We start from the raw sequence: 23,760 nt of genomic DNA on the forward strand, positions 1-23,760 counted from the left end.
AGCATTCAGGTTAAGAGCACACGGGTGTTAGCGGGACAGCACCGCTTCTTCCTGGGTCACAATAGTTTCAAACCACGCCAGTTCCGCCAGCTTGTGGGTCACCCACTGGCGGGAGAACGCTTCCCCCAGGCTTTCGGCCATGTAATGACTTTGCTGAAACTCATCGATTGCGACGTGCTGGAACAGCGGCAGCTCAGGGGCAAACAGGGCTGAATTTTTCAGGGTATCGCTGTCGATATTTTCCAGGCCGTAAAGCATGCCGGTCAGAATGGCGGCCATCGCCAGATACGGGTTCACGTCGGCCCCGGCGAGGCGGTACTCAATGCGGCGGTTGCCGTCGTCAGAGCAGGGAATGCGCAGGGCGGCGCTGCGTTTGTTGTAGCCCCAGGAACTGAACAGCGGCTCGGTAAGGTTTTTGCGAAGCCGCCTGAAAGAGTTGACGTGTGGGGCAATAATGGCCACGGCGGCGGGCATTGTTTGTAGCATCCCCGCCAGGCAGAGCTGGGTCATTTCGTTCAGGTTTTCCGCCGGGGAGGCAAAAACGTTGTCGCCTTTGCGGTCGTTCAGGCTGATATGAAAATGCAGGCCGTTTCCGGCCAGGTGCGAAAACGGCTTCGCCATAAAGTTGGCCTGATAGCCAAACTTATCGGCCACGATGCTGGTCAGGCGGCGTAGCGCCAGCACGCTTTCGCACACGCCGACGATGTCTTTGCCATGCTTCAGGTTCAGCTCAAACTGCCCGGCTTCCGCTTCGCAGACGATACCGCTCAGCGGCAGCTTTTGATCGGCGGCGGCCTGCTCCAGCGCTTCAATAAAAGCGGTGTAATCGGAAGGGACGGGCATATAAAAGCAGCCCTGGGCCGGCACGTCCTGTTGGGCTTTGCTGACCAGGTAAAACTCTATTTCCGGCGCAGCGACCGGGTAGAGGCCGTGGTAATGAAACTTCTGCAGGACATTTTCCAGCACCACTCTGGGTTCTAGCGCGTAGCCGCTGCCGTCGCTCTGCTTCATGGTTAACAGCAGCTGCGCGTTGTGCTTCGGGTCGTGGGCGCAGGGCCGCAGCGTCCCCGCCACTGGCAGGCAAAGCCCGTCGGGCTCGTCGTATTCCACGCTGGCTGATGCCTGGCTAAAAGGTTTACCCTCGTGATCCATCGCGTAAACGGACTGCGGGAAATAGCAGCCGGCAGAGAGCGACAGCAGGCTGTCTACCGCGATGCGCTTGCCGCGAAAAGCCCCGTTGACGTCATTGAGGTAAATATCAACGTGCTTTGTGTCGGGGTGACGCTGCAGGTAGCGCTGTACCTCTTCGGCAAACTCTTTAGCTCGCTCCGCCGCTGGCTTTTGCCGCACTGACTGGCCGACGGATTCTTCATTGGATGAAGCCTGCGGCAAAGCGAAAAGCGTAAAAATGTTTTTAACGAGTGAGTGGTGAATGAGTGAGTTCATGGCGGTCTTTTTCTAAGCCTCTCGGCGACGAAAAGAGCATATTCACTGGCGTATAAAAAGAAGGTAAAAAAGCCCAGGCGGTGGGTAAAAAAAGTATAAATGGCAATAAGTGTGGGGATGTAGCCCGGCACCTGCGGCTGTCCGCCTGTCCAAACGAGTTCGCATATCATATACCGCTTAGTGCTTTCCCCAGCCGATTCAAACTCGGCTATTCTTTGTTTACTGCATGATTTTTAAGTAAAGAACAACGAGGAATAACTATGAACATATCAACACGTTGGGGTTTGGCAGGGTTAGTGATGTTGGCAACAGGCGCGCAGGCGGCGGAACCGGTGAAAGTCGGCTCTAAAATTGACACCGAAGGCTCTTTGCTCGGCAATATTATTTTGCAGGTTCTGGAAAGCCACGATGTAAAAACCGTGAATAAAGTCCAGCTCGGCACCACCCCGGTTGTGCGCGGGGCGATTACCTCCGGCGAGCTGGATATTTACCCGGAATACACAGGCAACGGCGCGTTCTTCTTTAAAACTGAAAACGATCCGGCCTGGAAAGATGCCCAGAAGGGCTATGAAAAAGTTAAGCAACTGGATTACGACAAAAATCACCTGGTCTGGCTGACGCCGGCCCCGGCCAACAACACTTACACCATCGCGGTACGTAAGGACCTGGCGGAGAAAAACCACCTGGTTTCCCTGGCGGATCTTAGCGAATACCTGAAAAAGGGCGGCACCTTTAAGCTGGCGGCTTCCGCCGAGTTTATCGAGCGCTCCGACGCGCTGCCGGCCTTCGAAAAAGCCTACGGCTTTAAGCTGGAACAAAGCCAGCTGCTTTCCCTGGCCGGGGGCGACACCGCAGTAACCATTAAAGCAGCGGCACAGCAAACCTCCGGCGTTAATGCCGCGATGGCCTACGGCACCGATGGCCCGGTTGCGGCCCTGGGCCTGGAAACGCTCACCGACCCGAAAGGCGTGCAGGCCGTTTCTGCGCCAACCGCCGTAGTGCGTGAGGCCGTGCTGAAAGAGTACCCGCAAATTGGCGACTGGCTGAAACCGGTCTTTATTTCCCTCGACCAGAAAACGCTGCAGCAGCTGAATGCTAAGATTGCCGTGGAAGGTCAGGATGCCAAAAAAGTGGCCGCTGATTATTTAAAGCAAAAAGGCTTTGTTAAATAGCCTGCTGGCGGCGTGCATTGTGCTTCAAAGCCCGAAATGCACGTCGTTATTTGGTCTGCCTCAAACAGTCGACAACGCCGGTTGTCGGCTGTTTGTCATCAATCTGCTGGAATGACGTTTGCTAAAAATTCATAACAGGGTACTGCTGCTGCTGGTGTTACTGCTGGCGGCCGCCTTGATGTTACTCCCGATCATCAACAACGCGCCTAACCGCCTGGTTTCCGGCGAGCCGCTGGGCGTCACCCAGTTGCCCGGCACGCTGTATTACTGGCTGGCGATTCCTTTTCTGATGCTGGCTGGCCTGACGCTGGCCCCCGCCCGCGCCCTCACTCAGCTGGTGATTATTGCCACCGGCGAGCTGCTGTTTATCGGCCTGCTGTTACTGCTGGGACACACCGCGAGCCAGCTTGCCCTGGAGGGCAGTTCCCTCGCGCGTACTTCCCCCGGCAGCGGGCTGTGGCTGATGCTGGCGGTTTGCCTGCTGCTTTGCGCCGATGCCGCTAACAGACTCACGGCCAGCCCTTTGTGGCGGCTCTTGCTGAATCTCCAGGTCTGGGTCGTCCCCGTCGCGCTGCTGGCAACCGGCTACTTCAGCGATCTTTCGCTGATGAAGGAGTACGTCAACCGCCAGGACGTGTTTGACGATGCCCTGAGCCGCCACCTGGCCCTGCTGGCCGGTACGCTGGCTCCGGCGCTGCTGATTGGCGTCCCGCTGGGGCTCCTTTGCTATCGCCGCCCGGCCTGGCAATCCGGCGTGTTTTCTCTGCTCAACGTGATCCAGACGGTGCCTTCCGTGGCGCTGTTTGGCCTGCTTATTGCGCCGCTGGCGGGTCTTGCCGCCTGGCTGCCGTGGCTGGGGAAAATGGGCGTGAGTGGGATTGGCGTCGCGCCTGCGCTGATTGCGCTGGTGCTTTATGCGCTCTTGCCGCTGGTGCGTGGCGTGGTGGCGGGTTTGCAGCAGGTACCGCGCAACATCGTGGAAAGCGCGCTGGGCATGGGTATGTCGCGGGCACAAATTTTCTGGCGAGCGGAAGTGCCGCTGGCGTTGCCGGTGCTGCTCCGCAGCCTGCGTGTGGTCTGCGTGCAGACTATCGGCATGGCGGTTATCGCCGCGCTGATTGGCGCAGGTGGATTTGGCTCGATTATTTTCCAGGGGCTGTTGAGCAGCGCGCTGGATCTGGTTCTGCTTGGCGTGATGCCGGTTATCGCCCTGGCGGTGATCGTCGACGCGCTGTTTAAGCTGTTTATTTCTCTGCTGGAGGCAAAATAATGATCGAGTTCGATCGCGTCAGCAAATACTTCCACGGCGAAGCGGCGGTCAGTGATTTGACGCTGAACATCCTTGAAGGGCAATTCACCGTGCTGATCGGCACCTCCGGCTCAGGCAAGTCCACCACGCTGAAGATGATCAACCGCCTGGTAGAGCACGACGAAGGGCGCATTCGCTTTGCCGGGGAAGAAATCCGCAGCTTTGACCCGAAGGCGCTTCGCCGCCGCATGGGCTACGCCATTCAGTCCATCGGCCTGTTCCCGCACTGGACGGTGGCGCAGAACATCGCCACGGTGCCTGAGCTGCTGAAGTGGCCGAAGGCGAGAGTGGCCGAACGTATTGACGAGCTGCTGGAGCTGTTAGGCCTGGACGCCGCGCAGTTCCGCGACCGCTATCCACACCAGCTTTCCGGCGGGCAGCAGCAGCGCGTGGGCGTGGCACGTGCGCTGGCGGCCGACCCGGAGGTGCTGCTGATGGACGAGCCTTTTGGTGCGCTGGACCCGGTCACCCGCGCGACGCTGCAGCAGGAGATGATCCGCATTCATCAACTGCTGGGGCGCACCATCGTGCTGGTGACCCACGACATTGACGAGGCCTTAACGCTTGCCGACAACATCGTGCTGATGGACGGCGGCAAAGTTATCCAGCAGGGAACGCCGCTGGAGCTGCTGACCAACCCGGCCAACGACTTTGTGCGTGATTTCTTTGGCCGCAGCGAGCTTGGCGTCCGGCTGCTTTCACTGCGCCACGTCGCGGACAGCATTCGCGCCGATGAACGTCTGGAAGGGGAACCTATCCGGGCAGACATGACGCTGCGCGAAGCGCTCTCGCTGTTTATCGACCGCCAGTGCGAAAAACTGCCGGTGGTGGATGCCCAGAATCAGCCCTGCGGCGTGCTGCACTTTAGCGACCTGGTCAGGAGGAGAGAACATGCGCCTGCTGCGTGACCCTTTGCTGTGGCTTATCGCGCTTTTTGCTGCGCTGCTGGTGCTGCTGCCCTACACCAGCGGGCTGTTTAGCTGGCTGTTCCCGCAGCTGACCAGGCCGATGTACCAGCAGGACAGCTTTGTCTCTCTGGCGCTGGCGCACTTAACGCTGGTGGGCATTTCCAGCGTGGTTGCTGTGGTGATTGGCGTGGGGCTGGGGATTCTGGTCACGCGTCCGGCGGGGGAAGAGTTTCGTTCGCTGGTGGAGACCATTACCGCCGCCGGGCAAACTTTTCCGCCGGTGGCCGTCTTAGCCGTGGCGGTGCCGGTGATGGGGTTCGGGCAAGAGCCGGCGATCATCGCGCTGGTGATTTACGGCCTGCTACCGATTTTACAGGGGACGCTGGCGGGAATTGGCGCTGTGCCTGAATCCGCGCGCGAGATTGCGCTTGGCATCGGCATGAGCCGCGGGCAAATGCTGCGGAAAGTGGAACTGCCGCTCGCCGCGCCGGTTATTCTGGCGGGCATCAGGACGTCGGTGATTATTAATATCGGCACCGCAACGATCGCGTCTACCGTGGGCGCTAACACGCTCGGGTCACCGATTATTATCGGGCTAAGCGGCTTTAATACCGCCTATGTGATTCAGGGCGCGGTGCTGGTGGCGCTGGCGGCAATTGTTACTGACCGCCTGTTTGAGCGCCTGGAAAGTTACGTCACGCGCCATGCAAAATAACGATGTAGCCGACCAGCATCACGCCGCCAATGCCGCCGATCGCCATAACCAGCATTCCGCCCACAAGGGCCATTTTTGACAGTTTCATCCGTTGCTCCGTTTGTTAACGAAGCGATTATAAAGGGAAGCGGGGTTGTTAATGAACCTTTGATTGTGACGAAGAGGGAAAAAGGCCATTTTCCCTCTTTATTGTCGTCAGTCCGTGGGCTGTCTGCGCTCAACGTTACCCAGCACAAAAACGGGCAGCCCTGCGCTGCGCCACGATTCAATCTGGTCTATTTGCCGTTCTCCGGGGCAGTCACCGCACCAGACCAGCAGCGTTTGCCGGTCAAAAATCTCCGGTTTCAGGCTGCTCAGCGAATTAGCCAGCACGTCGACCCGCCAGCCTTGCTGGCTGGCAATCCACGCCGCCATCCACAGCCGCGTTGTGTCCTGCACGTTCCAGCCCACGACTAAAGCATCTCTGCCATTTTGCTTGCGCGCGGTGGCAATACACATCGCGATATAGTTGATCAGAGCGCCGTCCAGCAGGCTAAGCAGCGCGCAGAGCGCAATTTGCTGCCCGTAAAGGCGGCGACGCAGCGGAAGATAGAGATATTGCACCAGCGTGTGCGCCGGATAGATACGCCCAATGTCGGCTATCCAGGCGCGGAGCAGGTTGGGGTTGCCGCTTTGCAGATGGCGGAGCAGCGTTTCCTGCCGCTCTCCCCAGGCGTGTTCTTTTTCCCGGTGTTCACCGCTGAGTAGGCCTTTGACTTTGCTGACCTGCACGCCTTGCTCGATCCAGGTTTGGATCTCGCGAATCCGCTCGATGTCGGCGGAGTCAAACAGGCGATGCCCGCCGTCGCTTCGCTTAGGTTTGAGCAACCCGTAACGCCGCTGCCAGGCCCGGAGGGTTACCGGATTAATATTGCAAAGCGCAGCCACTTCTCCGATGGAATAAAGCGCCATAATGTCACCTGATACCTTAAGGGGAGGCCCTTACTAACTGTAGTAAGTTCTGGTGAGTTTGGCTTCATTGGGCGAGATTTCTTGGGGGATTGGCGTTGTTGCTTAATCACATTTCTCTTTCAAATCTTCCACAGATATCTTTCGCTCCGCAGTTATGCCGTTCACCGATAATTCAGTTTCCCTTGTACTTTCAGAGCACGTGAACGTGTCAGGGGGCATTACGCCATGCCCCCTGACAACCCCCGGCGCCCGGCGAGCTCATCGCCGCTGAAGCGGTAAACCCACCGGCTATCACCCAAACATTCGGGGTCGTTCGCGATTCGTTCCCGACGATCGCTCTCTTTCGCTGCTCCCGGCAGCTCAACCCCGTCTGAGTTGGGTCATAGCCGGGGGCGATGAGAGTCGGGGACAAGGGCGTGGCTGTGAGACTTACAGCTACCCAAACGTTCAGAGTGGCTGCGGGATTGAAGCGAGGCACGGTTCCGGCTTAAATCGCCTGCGTTTTCTCTCCGACTGGCCAGGGTCCGGGCGTCGGGAACGACCGGAGGCTGAGAGCGTCGGGAACGCATCTCAGCCGACCCAGGACTGGGAGATAAAACGGAGGTCTGCCGCTCACGCGGTCGATTTATTTTGCCGGGAGTCCGGGTTCTTAGGGGAGTGACGGTGACTCCCCTAAGACGTTCACCGGTGCGGGGGCTGCATATAAAACAGGACTCAAATTGAACGGAATATTAGCCAGTCTTTCATAACGCCTATTTATGACTAAGAGACAGCTCTGGACCGGCTTAATCCTCGAAGTACCAGTACCCCTGGTTAATCAGCGCCGTCAGCTGGCGGATAAATTCGTCATCCTCCACGGCGGCACCCAGCTCCGTTTTGGTCAGCCGGGTATAGCGGCACATTGACACGGCGGCGGCCTGATGGCTAACGTCCAGCGGTTCACTGTTGACGAAGAAACCCTCGCCAACCTGCAATACCCGCAGCCCGCTCAGGCGAATCAGCTCTTCTCCGCCAGCCAGCGCGGCGGCCACTTCTTCGGGCTCGTAAGGCGGCTCTGCAGATGCAATATCCAGCTCGTGCCGCGGCGTGGTCACAAAGCTGCCGAACCACTGGTTGAACGCTTCCGGCTGGCTAATCAACGCCGTCATCATGTCGCGCAGGCGTTCCAGCTCGTAGTTTTCTACTTTGCCAGGGTTTACGCGGCAGGTGAGATCCGGGTCGCTGTAGTGATCGCCGCCGAGGTCATTTTCCAGCACGTAATCGGCAAAGCTGCTGATTAAGTCGCGGCTGTTTGGCCCGCGGAAGCCAACCGAATAGTTCAGCGCCGTTTCATGGGTAAAGCCGTCGTGCGGGAAGCCAGGCGGAATGTAGAGGATATCGCCGGGGGCTAAATCTTCATCGATGATCGGCGTGAACGGCTCAACGTGCAGCAGCGCTGGGTGCGGGCAAAACTGCTTCAGCGGCAGCTTATCGCCCACGCGCCAGCGGCGGCTGCCCATCCCCTGGATAATAAACACGTCATAGTTGTCGATATGCGGGCCAACGCCGCCGCCCGGTACGGAAAACGAAATCATCAAATCATCCAGCCGCCAGTCCGGCAACACGCGGAAAGGGCGCACCAGCGCGGCGGCGGGTTCGTGCCAGTGATTAACGGCCTGGGCCAGCAGCGACCAGCCGGTCTCGCCGAGATTATCAAAGTGTTCAAAGGGGCCATTGCTGGCGTGCCATTTTCCCTCTTTAAAACTGACCAGCCTGCTGTCGACTTCATTTTCCATTGCAAGGCCGGCAAGTTCGTCGGGCGTTATAGGGTCGACAAAATTAGGCAGTGCGTTTTTGAGCACCACCGGCTTTTTCTGCCAGTACGTTTCCATAAACGCTGGCCAGTTGAAATTAAGTTGATAATCCACGGTTATTTACCCCTGTGCGGAAGGAGGCCGATTATAGAGAGCGGCGTCCGCCGCCGACCTTGTCATGGGTCAATCTGCCGCTACATTCCCGCTTTTTCTCCGGCCAGAAAACGCCGGGGCTATCGGTTTTTTCTGATTTTATTTTAACATTCAACCGGGCTGCAGCCCTTGCTGTGGCTGGTTTTTTCTGGTTTTACACAGAGTTAAAGAAAATTTAGCCTGGAACCGGAACTGAATTCTTACCACTGACTAAGCGGAGAACGTGTTTGACTGTTAAGGGGTAACAGCATGGGATTAGGAATATCGGCTTTTATCAAGCCAGGGCGAGCCATTAGCGACCGTGAAATTACCGATTTACAGCAGGGGCGGTCATGCGCCTCAGCGATAAAACAAAGCAAAGCGCCACCCACGCAAATCGCGTCGGGGTCACTGCACGCCGAGGCCGGAGCTACGCTGCCCCCCGGTGGACTAAGGCAGAGTGCGGCAAATACGCAGACGCCGCAAAAAGGAATGTTCAGCCGTTTTTTAGGACGGCATCGCAGCGGACAAGATGCCGCGCAAATTACGATTCCCGCCACGGCAAGCGCTTCTCGCGCCAGCAGCCCAAGTCTCTATAGCCAGGCCAGCGCTTCTCGTGCCACTAGCCCAAGCCTTTACAGCCAGCCCAGTGCCAGTTCCGCCAGCGTTTATAGTCAGCCGGATGTGTCCGACCCGAACGCCATCCCCAGTAATGAAGTCGGAACGCCCGGCAGCCACTTTGCCGAGCTGCCGCTGGAGATTGAGCCTGAAAAAAACATGCTGCTGGAAACCCGGCTATCGCTCGATAAAAAAGGGCGGCTGGAGATCGATACGCCCGCAACCTCTGCGCCTCTACATGCCCTGATGGAAAAAACCATCGGCCATGACCGCCTGCGTTATCAAAATCACCTGGCCAGCGACGACGGCCATCAGCATGTTTTGCTGGATAAAGAAGGGCGGTTGATGACGCTGCGCAGCCAGCCCGGCGCGTTTATTGCCCTCAGCCACAGTCAGCAAAAAGTGGAGTGGCGGGAAGTACATCCTCCCCATCGGGGATTTATGCGCCGCCAAAGCCTGGCGCCCGCCGGGCAGCATCTTTCCTGGCACGACCGCCAGACCGTCGAGATTGGCGGTGAGAAAGTGCGTCTGCCGGAAACGGGCATCCGCGACCGCCTGACGGACAGCGTTACCGACGGCGACGGCACGCGCTACCGCCTGCACGACAAAAAACTCTTTAGCTTTGACAGCGCCGCCAACGCCTGGCAATCGCTCTCCGGCGAGGACGATAAACTCTCCTCCCTGTCGCGCCAGAGCGACGGCATGCTGTGGCGAGTGAACGACGACAAACAGCTTGGCAGCGCCGTGGGTGACACGATCAAGGTCAATTTTGAGCACAAAATCGATCACTATGCGGTAGGTCCGAAGCGCGATGCTCTGGTGCTGCTGAGCGACGACGAGAAGAAGCCGCAGGTGGCCTATCTGGCCAACCTGGCGGCGACCGATCCTCAGCCTAAAATGCTGACGCTGCCCGAGAACATGACGCTGAAGAAAACGGCGCTGCACGGCCCGCTGCTGTTTGCGCTGGACAACAATGGCCGGCTGCACTGCGGCGACAAACCTGATGCACAAAGCACGGCGCTGACCTTTGGGGAAGCCCGGCACAAGCCGCTGCTGGATAACATCACGCAATACGTGGCCGCGACCGTTGAAGATGGCGCGCGAATCGAAGATATGCTGGCCGATGAAACCGATCGCCTGCACCTTATCGTGAAGGATAAGTACGACCAGAAGCACGCCATTACCTTCCACTGGCACGGCGGCGATCTCAAGCCGCAGAGCAGCTGGAACCTCAGCGACAGCCTGGTGCTCGACTACCAAAAAGGGCTGCCGCAGGTCACGCCTGCCGCCCATGATGTGGTGGATCTCGGGCGGCTCGGCAAGCTGGCTTTGCACGACGGCAAAGTGCACTACTTCAACGAAACTACCGGCCTGTGGGCCGCTTCCGACGAAAAAGCGGACAAGCTGCAGTGCGGCCTGGACGGCCAGCCGTGGCTGATGAAAGACGGCGAGCTGAAGCGCCTCAAGGTCAACCTGAGCAGTAACAAAGTTGACCACGGCAGCAACGTTTTTGCGCTGCCGCAGGTGACCAAAAGCGTAAGCGCCGATCTGGCCACGGCCGGGTTGGACAAAGCCGAGAAAGCGCAGGCATTCACGGCGATCGACAGCCGCCGCTATCTGGCGGTGAACGAAAAAGGCGATATCGGCTTCCACCACATAGACACCACCACTCGCCGCAATCAGCGTGCCACCCAGACGCTCAGTCAGGCGGCTCTGCAGCAGCAAATTGAGAAGCTGGTCCCCGGCAGCGCGGGGAAAGAGGATGCGGCAAAAGTCAGCGATCTCGCCCTCGATGAAGACAAGCAGCTTTGGCTGTTAAGCAAAGAGGGGAGCCTGTTCAGCCTGCCGGAAAACGGCTGGAGCAGCGGCAAAGCTGACGGGTTAGCGAAAGCCACTCTGCCGGCAAACGAGGACGGCAGCCAGCCTGAACTCACCGCGCTGCAAACCTCGGCTAAGGGGCAAGTCAGCGCCCTCGACAAGCAGGGCAATTCGTTTGTCTTCAAAACCGGAGCCTGGGAAAAAGGCGACCCGGCGACCGCGCCGGTGGCGGAACCCAACATGGCTCGCCAGCACTACGAGCGCCTGACGAAAGCTTCAAAAGACTGGCGCCTGCCGGGTACCGGGATCACCTTCAAACGCGAGGTAAACTTCCTCGGCCAGACCGGGCAGGACGGCAAGCAGGTTCGGACCTCGTTCCGCACTCGTCTCAGCACGTTTGTCTTCCGTCCGTCGCTGGAATGGCCGCGCCCGATAAAAACCGCCGCCTATTCTATTCAGCACCGCTACGCCGGGCGTGAAGGGCTGAAAGACGTCTACCAGCAGCAGGGGGATTTGACCCAGCGGCTGAAGGCGCTCTCGCAGCAGCCGGGCAAAGCGGCTCCGCGCCCAGGCTTAAGCCAGCGTCTCGAAATCATGAGCGGGGAAACGGCGCGCCAGTGGCAGCCGCAGGAAAAAGCGCTGCTGGAAGAAATGAGCAGCTTTGCACGCCAGCTTTCCGACAGCAGCACGCATTACTGCGAGCAAATTGGCCAGCACTATGGCGTGCGTGACGAACGCCGCCAGGAGGCCACGCCTTCTCGTTTTGGGCTGAACCATAGCCAAAGCGGGGCGCTGAACCCGTCGAGCAGCCGCCAGGATAATTTGACCGGGCAACTGAACGAATTGCTGCGGCGCTATCCGGCCGATAAAAGCAACCACGCCGGGGCGATTATTGCCGAGCTGGAAGCGCGGCAAATAACCCTTAACCACCAGAAAGAACAGGTCCCGATGGGGCGCCAGCGCGATATCCATGACGACATCGGGCTGGTGAAATCCAGGGTAATGCTGGACGTGCTGGCGCTGAAATCCCTGCATGATTCGGTGGATGAGCTGCAGCAGGCCTCGCTGCTGGGCGAACCTCAGCGTTCAGCCAAAATGACGGAAATTGCCGCCAACGTGGCCCGGCTAAGGGACAGCGAATGGGGCGGGAACGTGATTAAAACGGTCACCACTCAGGGCTTCGGCAACCACAAGTCGCTGGAGGCCAACTATGACGCCATCAAGGCAATGACCAAGGCGTTCAGCAAAGAAAACCACGGCGTTAACATCAATACCAAAACCGTGATGCAGGCGGAAAACCAGCGCGAAATGCAGGACAAAATGGTCTCCACCGTGCTCTCGCTGGAGAGCGGCGAAAACCTGGCGTTCAGCCGCACCTATGGGGCGTCTGCCACCGCCACGGTGGCACCGGGCACTCAGGTTGTGGCGGGCGTTGGCGGCAAAGTGGGTGCAGATCGTGGCTACACTATGAGCTTTTCACGCGGCGACACGGGAATTAACGTCAGCTTCGGGCGCACCGGTGCCGTGTCGGCAACCGGCATCGTGGGCGTCGGCTACAACGTGCTGACCGACTACAACAAAACCCACAAAGTTTACCTCGACGGTGACCATAAGCACCCGCTGTCGCAGGGCGTTCGCCTGGGCGGCGGCGTCACGCTGGGCGGGCAGCTTCAGTCCCAGCACGGTGTCTCGTTTGAACTGGCGGAGCACGAAATCCCCGGTTTTATCGAACAGCTGAGCAGCGGCACGCTGGATCCGCTGGAGTTTTTGAACCGGGGTGCCAACCACAGCGTGAAAAGTGGCGCAACCCAGAGCTTCAGCGTGGACATCAACGCCGCCGCGCTGGCGAGCGTTGGCTTCCCGTTTACCGACAGCCACGAGAAAGATTTCCCGACCAGCGCCCGCCTCGGCGGCGGCGTCTATGCCAACACTAACCTGCTGGCGGGCAGCCGCGAACGAACGGACTCACGCAACGCCGAAGGGCAGGGCGTCAGCCACAGCGACCACCGCCTGAGGGCATTTAACCAGATGAGCGCCGGGGCTAACATCGCCATTCCGGTCAGCACCACCCTTCAGCCGAAGCACAAAGATCCCTTCTCGGTGGGCGTCGGCGTCGGGGCCAGCGTGCAGCTGTCAATCAACAACCGGACGACGCACAGCCTCACCGTAGACTTAAAAAATGCCCAGCCGGTGGAGGGCGTTCACCTGGAAAAACTGATGACCACGCTGGGCAAGCAGTTTACCGACAGCGCCTCCACGCAGCTGCTGGCCAAACTGAAAGAGGAGCCGAAAGAAGGGGAGCTGCCGATCTCCGTGGCCGATAAGCTCAGCCAGCTGGATGCCCATTTTACACGCTGGTATCCGCCTGCCGATAACGCGAAGGCGCGCCGTCCGCTGCTCGACACGCTGCAGCAGCTGACCGCCCGGCAGCAGCAGGCCGACTCGCTTTCCGTGCAGAATACGCAGCCGGAACCGACCAATGCCGAGGTGGATGCGCTTATCACCGGGCTACGCGGCGAGTTTACCGACCTCGCCAGCCGCCAACTTCTGGATGAACTCACGCCGGCGGAAGGGGCTCCACGCCTGCCGATGTCAGCCGGAGAGCGGCTGGGCAAGCTGGAAACCCACTTTGCCCGCTTTATTCCGCCGTCGCGGCACCACGAGCTGACGGGCAACGGCCCGCAGGCGGCGCTACAGTCGCTGCAGCAAACCGTGCGCCAGCAAAATGCGGTGCTCAACCAGCAGCAGCTGGTGAACAAGGCGGAATACCAGTCCACCTATAAGAACCTTTCGCGCATCGACAACAACGGCTTGTTCCACTTTATGCGCCACTTTATGGAAGGTGAGTTTTCGCCGAGTAACGCCGACCGCATTACCCAGATGATGGGCGAGGATTACCGGCTGAAAGCGCTCCTGCGCGGGCTGCAGGATAACAGCAGTTCCCAGGCGGTGGTCTCCCTTGAGCTGAAAACCAAGCCGCGTGAAAAGCTGGCCGACCAGTGGGCAAACCATACGGTCACCCAGGACTCGATTGTCGATCTGTTAAAAGATCGAGACAAACTGCGACTGAAATCTATCGCGTTTACAAAAACGCAGAGCAAATCCGATGGGTTCTCGACGCCGTCATTTTTACTCGGCGGCTCTAACGGCGTGTCGCTGTCGATGAACGAAAATCTGGGCACCATCAACTTTAGCTACGGCGATGACGACAGCGCGCCGCTCAGCTACACCGTGGACGGTGGCGTGGCCCAGGCAGAAAAAGAAGTGAAATCGGCGCTGCAAGACGCCGCCGAGGCGGGATTTATGGTGAAAGGAGGATAAGGAAATGACGATGCAACAGCAGCTTCAACAGTGGCTTGATGCCTGGGGAAAACAGCACAAGATCTCGCTGCGTCTGGAAGACGGCGTATGCCTGCTGACGGATGCGCAGCAGCAAGAGGCGGCGGTGATTGAACTGCCGCCGGACAGCAGCGCGGCGGTGCTGCACTGCCGGGTAGGGGAATTAACCGGGCAGGATGCGGCGCTGCTGCCGAACCTGCTGGCGATGAACTTTGAAATGAACGCGATGCGTGGCTGCTGGCTGGCGCTCGATGGGGAAAATGCCATTCGGCTTTGCACTCAGTGCGAAATGTTTGTCCTGGACGCCGAGCGGTTTGCGGGTTGGTTAAACGCCTTTATCAGCCAGAGCGGCGAGGTCAGAGCATTTATTGCCGAGCTGCCTTCGCTGCTGGAGGCCGCCGCGCCGCGCTGATATTGATAGAAATAAAAAACCGGGAAATATCCCGGTTTTTTATTGGCCTGCAGCCACGTTGCTGGCAAACAGATCCTCTTCACGCCGCGCGGGCTGCTGCTTTTGCAGGATCTTGTAAATACGCTGGACGTCATCAGCATAGCGGCTTCGAAGCTGGCGGCGCTTTTCCGACGGGCCGGTATTGTACATGCCGACGGTATTCCAGGAGCGGCCATACTGGCGGAACAGCCCGTGTAACACCCACGCGCCGGTGGCGATGCAGGTACAGGGATCGTGCAGCAGGTTGTCACGCGTCACGCCCAGCTGCTTCAACCGGCCAAAATGCACGCTGTTCACCTGCATCATGCACACGTCTTCGGTGTGGTTCGAGTTGGCGGCGTTCACCGACGAGAGACTAAATTTCGACTCTTTCCAGGCGATGGCCTCCAGCAATGCGGGAGCAATCCCAAAGGCATGCCCCACGCGGGTAAAGCATTCGGCCTGGGCGAGGGCCGGCAGGCTAAGCAGTAAAAGTCCCCAGCGCCATTGTTTAGTCTGCATCGCGTTATCTCCTCTAATTCTTACAGGCAATGTGTGGCGAAAAGCGCACTTGGGTTCCCATTTTTTGCCATGTAAGGAACTCTTTACCCCTGCTTCTCACTCAGTTGAACATTCCGGGCGTGGGTAAAACTAAGCGTCATTGCGCGGTTAAGCGGCGGCCGGTTATTGCTACTGGGTATCACTTAGGGAGTGTGTTGTATGCAGATATCATCAGGACCGGGCGGGTTCTCACCGCTTTTGCCGGAAAACCATTTTCCAGGCCTGGACGGGGCATCACCTGACTCACAGAACGGCAGTAACAGCATTACCGCCAAACTGCTGCTGAATAACGGCGGGAACACGCTGGCGATCCCGCTGGCGCTGAACTTTGCCAACACGGGTGCAGCGGACAAGCCTTCGGCGATTAACTTCGGCGACTCACCGGCCAGTAATAACAGCCCGGCAACGAACCCGGCGAATGCTTCGTCAAGCAGCAGCAGCGGTTCCGCCGACAGCATGATGCAGGAACTCCAGCAGATGCTGCAGCAGTTCCTGAAAGAGCTGATGCAGCTCTTCCACATGAACACCGGGCAAAGTAAGGGGGACGACGATTCCTCTTCACCGGCGAGCGGCATTGGTTCCGGCTCCGGTTCTGGCATGGACAGCGGCAGCAGCGATGGCGCCGGGGATGCAGGCCGCCCGCTGAATAACCTCGCGGCCGCGCCTTCTGGTGGTCCATCCGGTGCGTCCGGGCCGTCTGCGGATAGCCTGCCGCCGGGCGACACCAGCCTGAAAACCAGCGATCCAACGCTGCAAAAAATTGTTTCCCAGTTCGGGGGAGAATATGAAAAAGCCTCCGCTGAAACCGGCGTTCCGGCCAAGCTTTTAGCCGCGCTGACGATGCAGGAATCCGGTGGGGACGTAAATGCCAAATCCACCAACCCGGGTAACGGCCTGACCGACAGCGGCATGAACCAGATCAACCCGGACACTTACCGGGAGATGCAAAGCAAATACCCGGACAAGCTCGGCAGCGACATGAACTCTCCGGCCAACCAGATCATGTGTTCGGCGTTGATGCTTAAAGAAGGCAAAGAGAAATTCGGCAGCTATGATGCCGCGCTGCGCGCCTATAACTCCGGCGACGATCAGGTGAACCTGCACAACCTGTCCAGCGTCTCTTTAGGCGACCCTAACTACGTGAACGAAGTGAACAGCCACATGGCGAAATTCGCCTGATTGTGGAGCGGTAATTTTTGCCTGTTTCTTTACAAAATGGGGTAATTCAGTGGCCACGTCTCCAAAGAGGGTGGCTGCTTTTTTTAGTTACAAAGCAGTTTATTTCTTTGACAAGCTAAAATAGCGTGATTAATCGCAGTAAATGCGTCCAGGAATGTTCCCAATTAAACATAAATACTAAAAGTGAAATATATTTCAAAAAGAAAAGGGTGTTTCCATAGCGACCTCTCAATGTAAATAATCGTAAATATATATTATCGGCTTTGCGGATTGTGAGGAAATCCTGTCGGAGAATCCGTCGGGCTTCATACGTGAGTCGGGCAAAAATTCATTTTTTGGTCGCAACAGGGTAAAAAATTAACGGCCTGTCTGTTTTTATTTAATTTATTCATTAAAATCATTTATTTAGTTTAATTGTGATAAATTTAGATTCTTATTAATACATTTGGAAATATTCAGCGAATCTCACATTTTTTTTCAGTCGGCTTCACGAAATGAATCTCAGCAAACGCTATCGGCTGACGATTTTATTCCGCTCAAAACAACCTGCTATCCAGACATCGGAACAGTTAAACCTGAATTCTTATGTAGGGATATTCCTACATGAGGCTAAAATTTTGTCTGATTGTGAAACCGCGGCTCGGTGATAGGTTGTTCCTGCTTCTCATAAACAAAACTCATTTATTTTGCGTGCTACCGTATTTTATTCACGGCAGCAGGCGGCAATTATTTTGTGGTTCACGTTTATGGTTCATAAGTGGGACTCATACGCCAGACCTTGAATAAGCCAGGCAGCGGGGGATTTATGAAAGAAAACAGTTCGAATCATTGGGAGATAAAACATATTCCGGTCGATATCGACTTGAATATGCCGCGGTCCGCAGCCGCATTACCCGCGTCTGAAAATGTGCACGATGGGCTGGATATCTGGCTGCAAACGTTAGCCCCTCTGAAGGTTGATTTGGTGCTGGAGGGCGAAACGGGCACCGGGAAAGACACCTTTGCACGCCGTATCTACGACCATTCCGGCTGTCGTGGCGCTTTTGTGCCAATTAACTGCGCGGCGATCCCCGAAACGCTGGCAGAAAGTGAACTGTTTGGCGTGACGGCGGGGGCCTACACCGGCGCGACACATTCGCGTGCTGGCTACATTGAAAGCGCCAATAATGGTGTCCTGTTTCTGGATGAAATTGACAGTATGTCCCTGAGCCTGCAGGCCAAGCTGCTGCGGGTGTTAGAAACCCGCACCGTGGGGCGCCTGGGCAGCACGCAGTCTATTTCGCTTAATCTGCGGGTGATTGTGGCCTCGCAAAAGCCCCTTGCCCAGCTCATGGAGCAAAAGCTGTTCCGCCAGGATCTCTTCTTCCGCCTGACGACGGTCAAAATCTCGCTTCCGGCGCTGCGTGAGCGCGTGGAATGCATTATTCCCCTGTTCCGCCGTTTTGCGCACGAGTCTGCTATTCGGCTGAATCGCCCAATGCCGCCGATGCCGCAACACCTCAGCGAAGCACTATTGATGCACCGCTGGCCGGGGAATATTCGTGAACTGAAAGGCGCTGCCGAAAGGTTTGTGCTGGGGCTGCCGGCCCTGGGGCAGGTGGCGCACCCGGAGATGCGTTCCGTTCGGCTGCGCGAACGCCTGCGGCGGATAGAATACAGCCTGATAGAAGATTGCCTTTCGCGGCATGAAAATCGGGTTGTCAGCGCCGCACATGAATTGGGTATTCCAAGAAGAACGCTGTACCAGAGAATTAAATCTTTGACTGAAAAGGAAAATTAATTTTTTAAATTTCTTTGGAACTGCCGCTTACGCCGCGCCACTTAATCCGTGAATGACACAACATTTGCTGTTTAATTAACGAGGAGTAAACATCATGGCATCAGTAAACACCGGTAACAACGCGGGCGCAAGCAGCAGCCTGGCAGATAGCTTCCAGTCCCAGATGGACTCTATCGAAAACAAATCCATGCAGGACTCTCTTGACAAAGCTGAACGTGACCGTAAGAACGCCTACGTGTCCGGCTACCAGAACTCCGCCACCACCATGATCAGTTCTCTGGCACAGAACAAAATTTCCTTCTAATGCTAATCAGGGATTCGCCCCGGCGTGAATCCCTGATCTTCTCTTCTGCTGGCGGAAACTCTCTTATGCACATTCTTAATCCTGCGACAGGTATGCCTTTGCCAGAACCCGAGTCTCTGGGCGCTGCATCCAGCCCGGCCACTCAGTCTTCCATCCCATTCGGCAACAGCGTCGCGAATCAAAGCGATGCCGCTTTCTTTTCAGCCGCGCTGCAGCAGCCGGAAGCGGCCTCGGCGATGGGCGGCGTGGGCGGGAAACCTGCCGCAATGTATGAAAAAGCCTCCGGCATGTTCAAGCAGATGGAAGGCGACCAGAAACAGATGAATAACGTGCTGCGTAAAGCCGCACGCTCCACCGATCCGCTGGTGCTTAACCAGGTGGACGACCAGCTCTCTAACTATTACCTGGAGAGCATGATGAACGCCAAGATCGTCTCGAAGAGCATTTCGGGGCTCGATAAACTGACCAACCTGCAGTAATCCATCATGCAACGACGCTGGCGAAAAATCCTGCAGCCCTGGCTGCTGGTCCTGCTGCTGGCAGGCTGCGACTCACAGGTCATTCTGAACACCGGCCTGACGGAAAACGATGCCAATGACATCATTTCCGAACTCTCGAAATACAAGATTGAAGCCGACAAGCAAATTGATAAAACCGGCGTCACCGTGCTGGTGGCTCAGGACAATATTGAACGCTCCGTCCGCATTCTCAACGCCAACGGGTTGCCGCACAAAGCGCGGACCAACCTGGGCGAGGTGTTCCAGAAAAACGGCATTATTTCCAGCCCGCTCGAAGAGCGCGCCCGCTATATCTATGCGCTTTCCCAGGAGCTGGAGTCCACGCTTTCACAGATTGACGGCGTGGTGGTGGCTCGGGTGAACGTTGTCCTGCCTGAGCGCGTGGCGCCCGGCGAGCCGGTGCAGCCCGCATCGGCATCGGTGTTTATTAAATACACCCCGGAGATGGACCCCGACAGCATTGAGCCCAGGATCCGTCGACTGGTCGCCGCGAGTATTCCGGGGCTTTCCGGGAAAAATGACGGGGCGCTTTCCGTGGTGTTTGTGCCCGCTGCGGCCTATCACGACCGCGTGGAACTGGTGACCTTAGGGCCTTTCCAGCTGACGCTTTCGCAGTATGCCACGGTCAGGACGCTGTTCTTCTCGCTGATGGGCCTGTTGCTGCTGCTCGGCGGGATCTTCACCCTTTTACCGAAGCTAAAGGCGATGAAGCGCGGTAAAAACTCAGGCTCGACTGGACTGGCCGTTGTGCCCTCAGAGCGGCGGTAACGCCAGTGGTTGCCTGGGACTACGCGCTCGCGGCGAACTGGCTTCGCTGGTGGCAGGAGGGGTTCTGGCGGCAGGCGGATGCCAGCTGGTTCGGGCTGCCCTGGTTCAGCCTGGACGAGGCGCGACGCCAGAGCCTGATGCTTAAATCGCCGCAGGCCGTGCCGGCTATGCTGGCGCTGGAGGAGTCTCTGCCGGATACGCCCGACGCCCGCCTGCTGGCGCTGGTTTCGCTTGACTTAGCCCAGCGCGAAACGCTTTTTGCGCTGGTGGCTGAGGTTTGTCAGCGCGGGAGCGGGGCGGGGCAGCTCACCGAATCTCAGCGGATCTGGTGCGAACGTCTAACCCGGGGGCTACGCCCCGGCGTCTGGCTGCCCGCAAGTCTTAGTTTTAGCGAAGAGCCGAGTTTCGCCGTGCTCTGCCTGCTGCGCCCGATTCTGACGCCTGCGGCTTGGCTGCGGCTGCGGCTCAGTTTCCCTCAGCCTGTGATTGTGCGATGTGAAGCGTGGCTGGCGGATGAACCTGCGCCGCTAAATCGCCTGCAGGCGCTGTGGGATGGCGCGATCTGGCAGGCTCAACGTTCGGCGATGCCAGCGCTGAATGATTTTTCACGGGAGCAATAAACCATGTGGGTCGGCCGTAAACTTGCCTTAGAAGAGAACGACCAGGTGATTGAAAGCGTACTGTTGCCGCACTCCGCTTTACAGGAGCAGCAACAGGCTCAAAGCCTGGTAGAACAGGCCATGCGCAAGAGTGAAGCCCTGCTGGAGGAGGCTCGTCAACAGGCTGAGCAGATGCTCGCCGAGGCGCAGGTCGATGCTGAACGGCTGGTCATCACACGCTGTGAAGAGGCAGAGCGGGAATTCTGGCTGCGGGTTGAGCCCTTTTTTAGTGAATGGCGGGCCGAGCGGGACGCGCAAAGTGCCGAAATCGTCGGCCAGGCGCAGGCGCTCATTGCGGCCGCGTTTGAACAGCTGTTTGGCGGCCTGAGCGACCATCAAAAGCTCACGGCGCTGCTGACTCAGCTTCAGAGTTCAAGCGCTCGGGCAACGGACGTCACTCTGTATCACCCCTCACAGTATGAAGCGCCGCTGGCAAGCTGGCTGGCCGCGCGCCCTCAGCTAGGCTGGACGCGCTGCATCGACGACGCGCTGGCGGCCGAAACGCTGCTGCTGCAAACCGCCCAGGGCGAGTTCAGCATTAGCTGGGCTTCGCTCCAGCAGCATTTGCTGCGCCTCGCCAGCTAACCCACTGCCAAAAACGTCCCGCCGGGAAGTTAATTTTCCCGCGTCGGGAACTGCCGCCTTTCTGCCGCCACTTATCATGCGATTTCAACGCGAGGAGAAACGTATGAGCAATTCCTTTGATATTCAGCGCAATCTTGACAGCCAGCTGTCCCGTCTGCACCACTCGGTTGCCGAGCTGGCGCAGAGCACGCTTGGCCAGCCCGCGCCAAGCATGGGCGACATGGTGGAATTCAAAAACGCCCTGATGAAAGAGGCGGCGGCGACCTTCACCGACAGCCAGCTGGGGTCGCTCAAGCATAGCCTGAGCAAGGAGATTATCGACTCTATCAACTAGTTATGCCGTCAACGGCTTATTCGTATCGATAAGCCGTTGTTTAACGCAGTTTGCACCCCGGATGGCTACCGTTTTATGCCGTCGATTACAGGAGAAGAGTCGTTGAATCAGCACGTTCGTTTACTGCGCTCAGCCATGTTTGCTTTGGCCGCTACCGCTGGTTGCTTCAGCGCAACTGTTAGCGCTCAAACGCCTGCCGACTGGCAAAATGGCGCCTATGCCTATTCTGCCCAGGGCACGCCGCTGCGCACCGTCTTGCAGGATTTCGCCAGCAGCCACGGCGTGAATCTGCGTTTAGGGGATGTGCCCGACAGCGTGGTGGATGGACGCCTGCGTTCCGACAGCGGCGTGGCCTTCCTCGATCGCCTGGCGCTGCAGTACCGCTTCCAGTGGTTTGTCTATAACGGCTCGCTGTTCGTCAGCCCGCAGTCGGCAGAAACCTCAAAGCGCATCAGCGTGTCAGCCGATGCCGCGCCGGATCTCAAGCAGGCGCTGCGTGATGTCGGGCTGCTGGAAGACAAATTCGGCTACGGCGAGCTGCCGGACGACGGCGTGGTGATTGTCACCGGGCCGCCGGAGTACGTCGCGCTGGTGGCGGACTTTAGCGCCAAAGACAAAGACAAAAAGCAGAACAAAGAGATGATGGCGTTCCCGCTGAAGTACGCCTCGGTGGCTGACCGCGAGATTAAATATCGCGAGAAAACGCTGCTGGTGCCCGGCGTGGCAACCATCCTTAACGAATTGCTGGGTAAAAAGAGCACCCGCTCTTCGCAGGGCATTGTACCCGGCGGAGAAGGCAGCTCGCGTGAAGCCCTCAACAAGTCATTCCAGGAACAATCGGACAATATTCTCTCCGGGCTGATTCAGGGCCAGGACAGCCGTCTGCGCGGCGCAGGCGGTGATGACGAAGGGGAAATGAACCCGCTGGTGTCTGCCGATGTGCGCAACAACGCCCTGCTGGTGCGGGACGATCCTAAACGCCGCGAGCAGTATCAGGCGCTGATTTCCCAGATCGACGTGCCGCAAAAGCTGGTGGAAATTGACGCCATGATCATTGATGTCGATCGCCACGCGTTTTCGAAGTTCTCCAGCAACCTCAGCGGCACGTTCGGCAACATTACCGCCGGTTCTTCCATGCTGCAGGGGGCAGGCACGTTATTCGTGACCGACTACAGCCGCTTCTTTGCCCAGATCCAGGCGATGGAAGGCGAGGGCAACGCCTCTATCGTGGCTAACCCGTCGATTCTGACGCTGGAAAACCAGCCCGCAGTGATCGACATGAGCGACACCGCTTTCATTACCGCGACCGGCGAGCGCGTGGCGACCATTGAACCGGTGACCGCCGGAACCAGCCTGCAGGTAGTCCCGCGCGCCATCGGCAACGGGCCAACCAGCACGGTGCAGTTAGTTGTGGATGTGGAAGACGGCAAAGTCCAGGTCAACGATGACGGCGTGGCAACCGGCGCGAAGCGTGCCACGGTCAGCACTCAGGCGCTGGTGCAGCAGAACGGTTCACTGGTGATGGGCGGCTTCCATTCCCGTGAAACCGGTGACACCGACCACCGTATTCCGCTGCTGGGCGACATTCCTTACCTGGGGAAATTCTTCTCATATACCAGCCACGAAACGTCGCAGCGCGAGCGGCTGTTCATCATCACGCCGCATCTGGTGGGCGATCAGGTGGACCCGACGCGCTACATCGACGAGCAGGATCGCCAGCAGCTCTCTTCGGCGATGAATGAAGTACAGCTCCGCCAGCGCTACAGCTCGATGAAAGGCGACATCGAAAACGCCATGCGGGATCTGGCGGAAGACAAAGTCCCGACCGGGTTCCAGGCAGGCGGTGAAGGCGTGGGTATTGGCCAGCTGTGCAACGTGGGGCCAGGGCTGTCATCGGACAGCTCCCACAGCCAGTGGTACAGCAATTCATCGGTGCAAATCAGCGTCGGGCTGATCCGCAATATCAGCGGCAAGCCGCAGCGTTTTGACGAATCCAACTGCCGCGATGATGACGTGCTTGCCGTGGCCGCCTGGCCGGGCGGAAACCTTGCCCCAGGCCAGTCGGCAGAAGTGTATATCGCCTACCGCACTCGGGGAGAAGGGCGCCGTAGCCGCCAGTCGCTGCTGAGCTCTGCCTCGTCATTGCCGGTGAATTCATCCAGGTCGCGCAGCTATCTTCTGCCGCCGCGCCCCGTACTGCATTAAGGAGCCACGATGAAACCTTCAATTTTGATACTGATGGCGCTGGCGTTTGTGCTTAGCGGCTGTGCCACCCGCAATGACAACGGCTGTGACAACGTGACGTGTCGTCCCCTGTCAGACAGCCACCACCTGACCATCTGGTGGCCGAACGATATGCGTAACGGCGTGCAGGATTACACGCAGATGCCGGTGCGCTGAGTGCGAGAGCGGGCGTGGCTGTTTTCACGCCTGTTTTTAAA

At 58.0% G+C, this 23,760-nt stretch carries 21 protein-coding genes; 16 read left to right on the forward strand and 5 right to left on the reverse strand.

Annotated features, from left to right (window positions below; translation table 11 throughout):
• Positions 1–27: 27 nt before the first annotated feature.
• Positions 28–1,446: a glutamine synthetase family protein gene (locus AAIE02_RS02540; RefSeq protein ID WP_336708603.1), complete on the reverse strand. Its 1,419-nt coding sequence runs from the start codon at positions 1,444–1,446 to the stop codon at positions 28–30.
• A gap of 260 nt (positions 1,447–1,706) precedes the next feature.
• Here AAIE02_RS02540 and osmF point away from each other — a divergent pair, with 260 nt between their 5' ends.
• From osmF to AAIE02_RS02560, 4 genes are all read left to right on the forward strand, one after another.
• Complete coding sequence (osmF, locus tag AAIE02_RS02545; protein WP_166995391.1) at positions 1,707–2,618, forward strand: glycine betaine ABC transporter substrate-binding protein OsmF; 912 nt, start codon at positions 1,707–1,709, stop codon at positions 2,616–2,618.
• 118 nt (positions 2,619–2,736) lie between these two features.
• Positions 2,737–3,888 (forward strand): ABC transporter permease, encoded by a 1,152-nt coding sequence (locus tag AAIE02_RS02550; protein WP_286180333.1) that lies wholly within the window; start codon positions 2,737–2,739, stop codon positions 3,886–3,888.
• A complete protein-coding gene (locus AAIE02_RS02555) occupies positions 3,888–4,835 on the forward strand; it encodes an ABC transporter ATP-binding protein (RefSeq protein WP_008455617.1) in 948 nt (315 codons plus the stop codon). Before AAIE02_RS02550 ends, AAIE02_RS02555 begins: the two co-directional genes overlap by 1 nt.
• A complete protein-coding gene (locus AAIE02_RS02560) occupies positions 4,819–5,550 on the forward strand; it encodes an ABC transporter permease (protein WP_039291356.1) in 732 nt (243 codons plus the stop codon). Before AAIE02_RS02555 ends, AAIE02_RS02560 begins: the two co-directional genes overlap by 17 nt.
• Here the strand turns inward: AAIE02_RS02560 and AAIE02_RS02565 are convergent.
• The 3 genes from AAIE02_RS02565 to AAIE02_RS02575 form a co-directional block, all read right to left on the reverse strand.
• Positions 5,531–5,623 carry a YohO family small membrane protein gene (locus AAIE02_RS02565; protein WP_409335219.1) on the reverse strand — a complete coding sequence of 31 codons (93 nt, stop codon included), beginning with the start codon at positions 5,621–5,623 and terminating at the stop codon, positions 5,531–5,533. The two genes, AAIE02_RS02560 and AAIE02_RS02565, sit on opposite strands and share 20 nt — an antisense overlap.
• 122 nt (positions 5,624–5,745) lie before the next feature.
• Positions 5,746–6,501, reverse strand: a complete 756-nt coding sequence (locus AAIE02_RS02570) for a MerR family transcriptional regulator (RefSeq protein ID WP_498531916.1) — start codon at positions 6,499–6,501, stop codon at positions 5,746–5,748.
• Between the two features lie 785 nt (positions 6,502–7,286).
• Complete coding sequence (locus AAIE02_RS02575) at positions 7,287–8,408, reverse strand: ribosomal protein uL16 3-hydroxylase (protein ID WP_008460962.1); 1,122 nt, start codon at positions 8,406–8,408, stop codon at positions 7,287–7,289.
• Between the two features lie 288 nt (positions 8,409–8,696).
• On the opposite strand from AAIE02_RS02575, the gene AAIE02_RS02580 reads away from it, so the two are divergent.
• Together AAIE02_RS02580 and AAIE02_RS02585 are read left to right on the forward strand one after the other, a co-directional pair.
• Positions 8,697–14,183, forward strand: coding sequence for an AvrE-family type 3 secretion system effector (locus AAIE02_RS02580; protein ID WP_498531917.1), 5,487 nt, complete (start codon positions 8,697–8,699; stop codon positions 14,181–14,183).
• A 4-nt stretch (positions 14,184–14,187) separates the two neighbouring features.
• Positions 14,188–14,613: a type III secretion system chaperone gene (locus AAIE02_RS02585; protein ID WP_336982274.1), complete on the forward strand. Its 426-nt coding sequence runs from the start codon at positions 14,188–14,190 to the stop codon at positions 14,611–14,613.
• Positions 14,614–14,652: 39 nt separating this feature from the next.
• Here the strand turns inward: AAIE02_RS02585 and AAIE02_RS02590 are convergent, their stop codons facing one another.
• The gene (locus tag AAIE02_RS02590) at positions 14,653–15,153 is read right to left on the reverse strand and encodes a lytic transglycosylase domain-containing protein (protein WP_336982275.1); all 501 of its coding nucleotides are present in this window, start codon (positions 15,151–15,153) and stop codon (positions 14,653–14,655) included.
• 198 nt (positions 15,154–15,351) lie between these two features.
• Between AAIE02_RS02590 and AAIE02_RS02595 the strand changes: the two genes are divergently transcribed.
• The 10 genes from AAIE02_RS02595 to hrpT all read left to right on the forward strand — a co-directional run bounded on the left by AAIE02_RS02595 (position 15,352) and on the right by hrpT (position 23,719).
• Positions 15,352–16,371, forward strand: a complete 1,020-nt coding sequence (locus tag AAIE02_RS02595; protein WP_498531918.1) for a transglycosylase SLT domain-containing protein — start codon at positions 15,352–15,354, stop codon at positions 16,369–16,371.
• An 805-nt stretch (positions 16,372–17,176) separates the two neighbouring features.
• Entirely contained in the window at positions 17,177–18,151 is a 975-nt protein-coding gene (locus AAIE02_RS02600; protein ID WP_498531919.1) for a sigma 54-interacting transcriptional regulator, read from the forward strand.
• Positions 18,152–18,245: 94 nt separating this feature from the next.
• Positions 18,246–18,455 (forward strand): hypothetical protein, encoded by a 210-nt coding sequence (locus AAIE02_RS02605; RefSeq protein WP_008460970.1) that lies wholly within the window; start codon positions 18,246–18,248, stop codon positions 18,453–18,455.
• 65 nt (positions 18,456–18,520) lie between these two features.
• Positions 18,521–18,934, forward strand: coding sequence for an EscF/YscF/HrpA family type III secretion system needle major subunit (locus tag AAIE02_RS02610; protein ID WP_498531920.1), 414 nt, complete (start codon positions 18,521–18,523; stop codon positions 18,932–18,934).
• A 6-nt stretch (positions 18,935–18,940) separates the two neighbouring features.
• A complete protein-coding gene (gene sctJ / locus AAIE02_RS02615) occupies positions 18,941–19,741 on the forward strand; it encodes a type III secretion system inner membrane ring lipoprotein SctJ (protein ID WP_008460974.1) in 801 nt (266 codons plus the stop codon).
• 5 nt (positions 19,742–19,746) lie between these two features.
• Complete coding sequence (locus AAIE02_RS02620; protein WP_498531921.1) at positions 19,747–20,361, forward strand: type III secretion protein HrpD; 615 nt, start codon at positions 19,747–19,749, stop codon at positions 20,359–20,361.
• 3 nt (positions 20,362–20,364) lie between these two features.
• Positions 20,365–20,985, forward strand: a complete 621-nt coding sequence (locus tag AAIE02_RS02625) for an HrpE/YscL family type III secretion apparatus protein (RefSeq protein WP_498531922.1) — start codon at positions 20,365–20,367, stop codon at positions 20,983–20,985.
• A gap of 103 nt (positions 20,986–21,088) precedes the next feature.
• Positions 21,089–21,319, forward strand: a complete 231-nt coding sequence (locus tag AAIE02_RS02630) for a hypothetical protein (protein ID WP_008460979.1) — start codon at positions 21,089–21,091, stop codon at positions 21,317–21,319.
• Between the two features lie 135 nt (positions 21,320–21,454).
• Positions 21,455–23,524, forward strand: a complete 2,070-nt coding sequence (sctC, locus tag AAIE02_RS02635; RefSeq protein WP_498532648.1) for a type III secretion system outer membrane ring subunit SctC — start codon at positions 21,455–21,457, stop codon at positions 23,522–23,524.
• A 9-nt stretch (positions 23,525–23,533) separates the two neighbouring features.
• Positions 23,534–23,719, forward strand: coding sequence for an HrpT family type III secretion system protein (gene hrpT, locus AAIE02_RS02640; protein WP_008460981.1), 186 nt, complete (start codon positions 23,534–23,536; stop codon positions 23,717–23,719).
• Positions 23,720–23,760 lie beyond the last annotated feature (41 nt).

Source organism: Cedecea sp. Ae19-4 (genome assembly GCF_059801165.1).